This is a genomic window from Caenimonas sp. SL110, from assembly GCF_001044395.1.
Lineage (GTDB): Bacteria > Pseudomonadota > Gammaproteobacteria > Burkholderiales > Burkholderiaceae_C > Ramlibacter.
This window is the reverse complement of the sequence record NZ_JANU01000040.1, coordinates 1-7,788: the sequence shown is the minus strand read 5'-3', so window position 1 is coordinate 7,788 and position 7,788 is coordinate 1. Positions and strand designations below refer to the sequence as shown.

At 65.7% G+C, this 7,788-nt stretch carries 9 protein-coding genes; 4 read left to right on the top strand and 5 right to left on the bottom strand.

The annotated features are described in order from the left end of the window. Positions 1-132: 132 nt before the first annotated feature. Positions 133-1,344 carry an amidase gene (locus tag AQ12_RS17775; RefSeq protein WP_048441301.1) on the bottom strand — a complete coding sequence of 404 codons (1,212 nt, stop codon included), beginning with the start codon at positions 1,342-1,344 and terminating at the stop codon, positions 133-135. A 36-nt stretch (positions 1,345-1,380) separates the two neighbouring features. Here AQ12_RS17775 and gloA point away from each other — a divergent pair, with 36 nt between their 5' ends. Beyond that, entirely contained in the window at positions 1,381-1,770 is a 390-nt protein-coding gene (gene gloA / locus AQ12_RS17770; RefSeq protein ID WP_048441300.1) for a lactoylglutathione lyase, read from the top strand. Positions 1,771-1,784: 14 nt separating this feature from the next. Here gloA and eda read toward each other — a convergent pair whose 3' ends face one another. Both eda and edd read right to left on the bottom strand, forming a co-directional pair. Beyond that, complete coding sequence (eda, locus tag AQ12_RS17765; RefSeq protein WP_048441299.1) at positions 1,785-2,420, bottom strand: bifunctional 4-hydroxy-2-oxoglutarate aldolase/2-dehydro-3-deoxy-phosphogluconate aldolase; 636 nt, start codon at positions 2,418-2,420, stop codon at positions 1,785-1,787. After that, positions 2,411-4,219 carry a phosphogluconate dehydratase gene (gene edd, locus AQ12_RS17760; RefSeq protein WP_048441298.1) on the bottom strand — a complete coding sequence of 603 codons (1,809 nt, stop codon included), beginning with the start codon at positions 4,217-4,219 and terminating at the stop codon, positions 2,411-2,413. The genes eda and edd overlap by 10 nt, the downstream gene beginning before the upstream one ends. 189 nt (positions 4,220-4,408) lie before the next feature. Between edd and AQ12_RS17755 the strand changes: the two genes are divergently transcribed. Further along, entirely contained in the window at positions 4,409-4,996 is a 588-nt protein-coding gene (locus tag AQ12_RS17755; protein WP_048441297.1) for a gamma-glutamylcyclotransferase, read from the top strand. Between the two features lie 39 nt (positions 4,997-5,035). Then, positions 5,036-5,581 carry a superoxide dismutase family protein gene (locus tag AQ12_RS17750; protein ID WP_048441296.1) on the top strand — a complete coding sequence of 182 codons (546 nt, stop codon included), beginning with the start codon at positions 5,036-5,038 and terminating at the stop codon, positions 5,579-5,581. 28 nt (positions 5,582-5,609) lie between these two features. Here AQ12_RS17750 and AQ12_RS17745 read toward each other — a convergent pair whose 3' ends face one another. Beyond that, positions 5,610-6,164, bottom strand: coding sequence for an NTP transferase domain-containing protein (locus AQ12_RS17745; RefSeq protein ID WP_048441295.1), 555 nt, complete (start codon positions 6,162-6,164; stop codon positions 5,610-5,612). A gap of 1 nt (position 6,165) precedes the next feature. Beyond that, the gene (locus tag AQ12_RS17740) at positions 6,166-7,161 is read right to left on the bottom strand and encodes an XdhC family protein (RefSeq protein ID WP_048441294.1); all 996 of its coding nucleotides are present in this window, start codon (positions 7,159-7,161) and stop codon (positions 6,166-6,168) included. 72 nt (positions 7,162-7,233) lie between these two features. Between AQ12_RS17740 and pdxH the strand changes: the two genes are divergently transcribed. Next, a partial coding sequence (gene pdxH / locus AQ12_RS17735) for a pyridoxamine 5'-phosphate oxidase (protein WP_048441293.1) occupies positions 7,234-7,788 on the top strand: 555 nt, incomplete at its 3' end.

The window sequence follows — 7,788 nt, the reverse complement described above, 5'->3', positions numbered from 1 at the left end:
CTGTCATGCCGGACTCGATCCGGCATCCACCGCGAAGCGGCGACCGCGCTTGATCGAAGATGGATTGCGGGTCGAGCCCGCAATGACAGCCTCACTGCGGCACTGACAGCCCATCTGCCGCACGGAGAGCCATCACCCTCGCAGTGCGGCCTCCAGCAACAACCCCGCCGACAGGCACTTCGCATCTTCACCCGCAGGCGCGATCACCTGCAGGCCCATCGGCCGCCCATTGACGCCGACAGCACCCGGCACACCCAGCGTCGGCGTTGCGAGCAAAGTCCAGGCGCGATTGAAGGTCGATGCGCCGGTGCTGCCATAGCCCTCGGGCGCTTCATCGGGTGCGCTGGGCGTGAGGAGTACATCGACCCCTTCAATCCACTCCACGCACTGTTGCCGCGACCGGTGCGCGATGCCTTGCGCACTCGCGTAGTCCTCATCACCGACCTCACGCGCAGTCTGCAAATAGTCGCGCAAGAGCGGCGACAGGCGCGCGCCGTGCTGCTCGTATTCAACGGCCAACGCCCTCGCCGCCTCCCAGCCCTGGATGGCATCGTGCGCCTTGAAAGCCTCGCCCACCCATGACGGCATTGCGAGCCTCGCGACACGAACGCCCGCAGCCTCAAGCGCAAGGACTGCGCGATCCATCGCCAATCGAGCGCTCGCCGACAAGTCGCCCCACGGGTAGCTTTCCGGCACCCCCACGACGATGTCTTTTGCTTCAGGACGCGCGACACCGACAATCCGGCCGCCACTGAGCGCCTGCGCAAACTCACTGACCTCACCGACCGTGCGCGCAAACAGCCCGACCGTGTCGAGCGACCACGAAAAACACTTCACACCCGCCGTCGGCAATAACGCGAACGTCGGCTTGAACCCCGCAATGCCGCAGTAGGACGCGGGCCGCACGGTCGAGCCGCCGGTCTGGGAACCCACCGAATACTCAATCAGTCCCGCAGCCACAGCCGCCGCAGAACCCGCCGACGAGCCGCCCGGTGTACAGCCGGGAGCGGCCGGGTTCACCGTCGCCGCTGGCTGCAAGAACGCAAACTCCGTGGTCACTGTCTTGCCCACGACCAACCCACCGGCGCTGCGGATGATGCCCAACATCGCGGCCTCGGTCGCGGGCCGGTAACCTGCATAGATCGGCGAGCCGTACGACGACACGAAGTCGGGTGAATCGAAGATGTCCTTGACGCCGACCAGGCGGCCGGCGAGCGGCCCGGCGAGCTTCCTGGTGGCGGCAATGGCCGCGTCATCGGCAATCACCGCCGTGAATGCTTTTAGTTCAACATCAGCCTCGCGGATGCGTGCGAGCGACGGCAGGAGATCGTTGGATGGAGTCATCTGCAGATTCTGTCACCCGGGCAGATAATGCGCCCCATGAGACTACTTCACACCATGCTCCGTGTGGGCAACCTGCAGCGTTCCATCGACTTCTACACCCGCGTGCTCGGCATGACGCTGCTGCGCACGACCGAGCGGCCCGACCAGAACTATTCGCTGGCGTTCGTCGGGTACGGCACCAACCCCGACCACGCCGAGATCGAGCTCACCTACAACCACGGCGTCGAGAGCTATGACATGGGCACTGCCTTCGGCCACCTGGCCCTGGGCGTCTCTGATGTGTACGGCGCGTGCGAAAAAATACGTGCCGGCGGCGGCAACATCACACGCGAGCCCGGCCCGGTCAAGGGCGGCAGCACGGTGATCGCTTTCGTCACGGACCCGGACGGCTACAAGATCGAACTGATCGAGCGCAAGGGCGATTAACCGGGTGCAGGCGGTCAGCGTTTGAAGCTTGCAGCCTCACGCGCGAGTTGCGTGATGGCGGCCCAGTCACCACGTGCGATGAGGTCAGCCGGCGTGAGCCACGAGCCGCCCACGCACGCGACATTGGACAGCGCCAGCAAGTCCCCCGCGTTGGCTGCAGTGACGCCACCGGTCGGGCAGAACTTCACATCGCCAAACGGTCCCTGCCACGCCTTGAGCATGGCCGCGCCGCCCGCCTGCATCGCAGGAAAGAACTTGAGTTCGGTGTAGCCGTCCTCCTGCGCCGCCATGATTTCCCCGCCGGTCGCCACGCCGGGCAGCAGCGGCAATCCGAGTTCATGGCAGGTCTTGCCCACCGAGTGCGTATATCCGGGGCTCACCGCAAAGCGGGCACCTGCAAAGGCCGCGGCCTGCGCATCGGAAGCACTGCGCACCGTGCCCGCACCCGGCACGGCGTCGGGCACTTCGCGTGCAATGGCTTCGATGCACGCCAGCGCGACCGGCGTACGCAGTGTCACCTCCAGCATCCGGATGCCGCCCGCGACCAGCGCGCGCGCCAGCGCGACGGCATGCGCCACATCGTTCAACACGATCACCGGAATCACCGGCGCATCGTTCATCACATCGAGCGGCGTGAGTTTCACAGCCATGAACAAGCTCCCTCTTCGGCGGCCAGCGCATTGCGCCGGAATGAAGCAAACAGTTCGCGACCCATGCCGATACCGTTTGCACCCTGCAGATGCTGCGGCATCACATCAGGCTCACGCGCATCCCACTCAGCCCGGGGCACCATTGCCTGCATGACACCTGCATCGGCGTCGATGCGGATGACATCGCCATCGCGAACCTTCGCGAGCGGACCGCCTGCTGCAGCCTCGGGTGATACATGGATGGCCGCAGGCACCTTGCCCGATGCGCCGCTCATGCGTCCGTCTGTCACCAGCGCCACGCGAAAGCCGCGCCCCTGCAACACTGCCAGCGGCGGCGTGAGCTTGTGCAGCTCGGGCATGCCGTTGGCCTGCGGACCTTGCCACCGGACCACGCAGACGATGTCGCGCTCCAGCTCGCCCGCATTGAACGCATCGATCAGGTGCTGCTGCCCTTCGAACACACGGGCCGGTGCTTCGATCAGATGACGGTCCTGCGGCACCGACGAAACCTTGATGACGCTGCGCCCGATATTGCCCGCGAGCAGCTTGAGCCCGCCTGTCGCACTGAACGGATCGGCGGCAGGGCGAACCACATCGGTATCGCGCGATGCGCCGATGTCCATCCACACCGGACCCTCGGCAGGCTCGCGCGTGAATTCGCGAATGCCGCCCTCGCGCACTGTCATGACGTCTTCATGCATGAGGCCCGCATCGAGCAGTTCGCGGATCACATAACCGGGGCCGCCCGCCGACTGGAACTGGTTCACATCCGCTGTCCCATTGGGATACACACGCGCCAGCAGCGGAACAACTGCCGACAGCTGCGCAAAGTCGTCCCAGTCAATCGTGATGCCTGCGGCGCGCGCAACCGCTACCCAGTGAATCAGGTGATTGGTGCTGCCCCCTGTGGCGAGCAGCGCCGCCATCGCATTGACGATGGAGCGTTCATCCACCAGCCGCCCGATCGGCGTGTGGCGCTTGCCCTTCACGATGCCCAGCACCGTGCGCGCGGCCTCGCGTGTCAACGTATCGCGCAGGTCATTGCCGGGATTGATGAAAGCAGTGCCTGGCACATGAAGCCCCATCGCCTCCATCAGCATCTGGTTGCTGTTGGCGGTGCCGTAGAAGGTGCAGGTGCCCGGCGAGTGATAGGCACGCGACTCGGCGTCCAGCAGCTCGGCTCGCCCGACCTGTCCCTGCGCGGCCTGTTCGCGCACCTTGGCCTTGGCACTGTTGGAAAGCCCGCTGGTCATCGGCCCGGCCGGCACGAACACCATGGGCAGGTGCCCGAAATGCAGCGCGCCGATCATCAGGCCCGGCACGATCTTGTCGCACACGCCCAGCATCAGCGCTGCGTCGAACACGTCATGGCTGAGCGACACGGCAGTGGCCATCGCGATCACGTCACGCGAGAACAGGCTCAGCTCCATGCCGGGGGTGCCCTGGGTCACGCCATCGCACATTGCAGGCACGCCACCGGCGACCTGCGCGGTTGCGCCGTGCTTGCGCGCCTCGTCCTTGATGAGGTCGGGGTAGCGGCCCAGCGGGACGTGGGCCGACAGCATGTCGTTGTACGCATTGATGATGCCGATGTTGGGCGCCTTCTGGGCGACGACGCGCAGCTTGTCATTGGACGGCATGCCGGCGAATGCGTGCGCCACGTTGGCGCAGCCCATCCGGTCAGCGCCGCGATCCCGATGGATCATCTGGTCGATGAGCTGCAGGTAGGCCGTGCGCGCGGGTGCGCTTCGCTCACGGATGCGCCGGGTCACGGCCTCGACAACGGGGTGTAGTTGCATTTTTTTATGGTACCCCGGAACCGGCACGAAGGCCGTCATTGCGGACCCCAAGGCTGTCATTGCGGACCCTCAAGGCTGTCATTGCGGACTTGATCCGCAATCCATCTGTGATCAGGCGCAGCAGCCGCTTCGCGGTGGATGCCGGATCGAGTCCGGCATGACAGCCGTGGCAGACGCTACAGTTACCGCATGTCCGAACCGCTGAAGCCGCTGCGCGACCCTGCAGCCATGCTTGAGAAGACGCTCACCGAATGGGGCGAGCGAGGCGATCTCTGGGTTTTTGGGTATGGCTCGCTCATCTGGAAGCCCGAATTCGACTTCGCCGAACGCCGCCCCGCCCGGGTCCACGGCTGGCATCGCGCGCTGCGGATGTGGAGCCGCATCAACCGCGGCACACCCGAGCGGCCCGGACTGGTGTTCGGCATGCTGTCGGGCGGCTGCTGCCAGGGCATGGTGTTTCGCATCCCGCACGCCAGGGGCCGCGAAGTGCTCGCCCAGCTCTGGGCTCGCGAGATGGCAATGGCCGTCTATGACCCGAAATGGCTGACCTGCCACACCAGCCACGGGCCGGTCGAGGCGCTGGCATTCACGCTGTCACGCAAGAGCCCCAGCCACACCGGTGTGCTCACGCCCGAAGAATACCGCCGCATCTTCACCGAGGCGTCGGGTATCTACGGAACCACTCATGAGTACGCGCACCGTACGCTCGAAGAACTGCGCCGCCACAACATCCATGACAAGGGCCTGGAGCGGCTGCTCAAGCTCATCGAGCGTTAGAAAACGGATAGAGTTCGCACACAAAACGAGGAGATACGGATGAAGACGACAGGCACCCAGATTCGATTTGCCGCAGCGGCTGTTGCGAGCGCCGCCCTGGCGGCCCTGCTCGCCGGTTGCGCAACGCAGCCTTCAGGCCCCATGGCCACTGCGTCATTGCGCGCCACGACTGGCAACACGACGACAGGCACAGTCCGCTTTGCGCAGTCGGGCAGCCAGGTCCTGGTCACCGGCACCATCACGGGCCTCAAGCCGGGAGCCGAACACGGATTCCACGTGCATGAGAAGGGCGATTGCTCCAGTGGCGACGGCATGAGCACCGGCGGTCACTTCAACCCGACCTCCCATCCGCACGGCCGTCATGGCATGGGCACGCATCACACCGGCGACCTGCCGAGCCTGAAGGCCGACGCGAACGGCTCCGCCTCGTTCAGCTTCGCATCGGGCACGCTGTCGGTGGGTTCAGGCGTGAACGACGTTGTCGGCAAGGGCCTGATCGTCCACCGCGACCCGGACGACTACCGCACGCAACCGACTGGCAATGCAGGGCCGCGCCTGGCCTGCGCCGTCATTTCGCGCAGCTGATTCGTTTCAGGACCTGGGCTGATGCCGTTCACGCCCTTGCCAGGGCGAGCAATCGCTCGGCGCGAGCGAGGTCATCGAGCGTGTCGATGTCGGTGACGATGCCCGCGTCGTCGAGTTCAAGGACAACGGGTGCCTTGATCGCCGCCTGCGCCCGCACCACCTGGGCTGCACCGGTCGCCCCGCTGAGTTGAACAAGCGCCTGCCGGCATGCGGCCGGAAACCCGACGGGATGGCCGCGCTCACCGCGGTATTGCGGCAGCACCACGGCGCCGCCTTCAAGCGCAGCAGCCACGGCCTGCAAGGTCGACGGCTGGACCAGCGGCAAATCTGCGGGGAGGATCAGCCAGCCGTTTGAATCGGGCGTTGCGCGAACGGCTGCGGCTATCGAGTCGCCCATGCCTGCGTGGCCTGCGTCTTCCAGATGCCAGGGCAGTCCGCTGGCACGCACGGCAGCCAGGGTGTGCTCCAGGACTGGCTTGCCTGCCAGCAGGGCCTTGAGCTTGCTGGTGGTGCCGCCGGAAGCGATGAAACGTTCGCCGCGGCCGGAGGCCAGGATGATGACGGTGGGGGGGGCTGCCCTCACCCTAGCCCTCTCCCTGGGGGAGAGGGGTCAAGGCAGGAACGGCGGCGACTGCGTTCTTGACTTCAACAATCTGGGCAACGACGGACACAGCAATTTCTGCCGGCGTCTTCGCCCCGATCCGCAAGCCCACCGGTCCATGCAGCCGGGACAACTCCATCTCCGTCAAATCGAAGTGCTCGGCCAGCCGCTTCTTGCGCGTCGCCTGGTTGCGCGACGACCCCAGCGCACCGACATAGAACGCATCGGAGCGCAGGGCTTCGAGCAAGGCCATGTCGTCCAGCTTCGGATCGTGCGTGAGCGCGACGATGGCGGTGTGCGCGTCGGGTTTGAGCTCGCGCACCACGTCGTCGGGCATACCCGCAAGATGCGTCGCGCCTGTCAGGCCCAGCGTGTTGGAATATTCCTCGCGCGGGTCGCACACCAGCACTTCAAAGTCCAGCAGTTGCGCGATCTGAGCGACGGCCTGCGACAGCTGCCCCGCGCCGATCAGCAGCAGCCGCCACTTCGGACCGAACAGGGTTGTGAGCTTCAGCCCGTCGAAGTGCATGGTGTCGTCACGCGTGGCGCTCGCCAGCGTCACCTCTCCGGTAGAAAGCGTCAGGGTCCGCGAGACGAGTTCGTGCGCTGCCGTTCGCGCAAGCACCTGTTCGACCCAGTTGCCGTCCTTGAGTGGCTCCTGCACCAATCGCAAGGTGCCGCCGCATGGCAAGCCGAAACGCGCGGCTTCTTCCTTGCTCACGCCGTAGGCGATCATGGCCGGCGCAGCAAGGCCGTCTGCACCCCGCTCGCCCGCTTTCACACGCGCGATCAGGTCGTCTTCGACGCAGCCGCCCGACACCGAGCCGCTCACGACGCCGTCATCGCGCACCGCCAGCAGCGCGCCGGGCGGACGCGGCGCGCTGCCCCAGGTTTCGACCACCGTCACCAGCGTGACACCATGACCCGCGCGCTGCCACTGCAGCGCGTCGGTCAACACCCGCAAATCAAGGCTTTCCATGGCTCATGTCTCCAATCGGTTTTCTTGCGCACCAGTTTAGCCACCGCACTGTCTCGATGCGAGAATCTTTGAATGACCACCACCACCTCCTCCCAGCTGGCCCAGCTGGCCGACCTGCGCAAAAGCTATGAGAAAGCCGAACTGAGCGAGGAAGCGTCCAACGCCGATCCGCTGCTGCAATTCGATCACTGGCTCAAGGAAGCCATCAGCGGGCAATTGCCCGAGCCGAACGCGATGACGGTGGCAACGGTGGCCTCTGATCTGCGGCCCAGCACGCGCGTGGTGCTGATCAAGGGCTACGACGCGCGCGGCATCGTCTGGTACACCAACTACGACAGCCGCAAGGGGCAGGAACTCGGCGGCAACCCGTGGGCCGCGCTGCAGTTCCACTGGGTCGAGCTTGAGCGTGTCGTTCGTATCGAAGGGCGTGTGGAAAAGACCAGCGCGCAAGAAAGCGATGAATACTTCGCGAGCCGGCCGCTGGATTCGCGCATTGGCGCCTGGGCGAGCCCGCAAAGCCAGGTGATACCGAATCGCACCGTGCTGGTGACCAACGCGGCGAAGTTCGGGGCGCAGTTCATGCTGAACCCGCCGCGCCCGCCGCACTGGGGCGGCTATCGGCTGGGG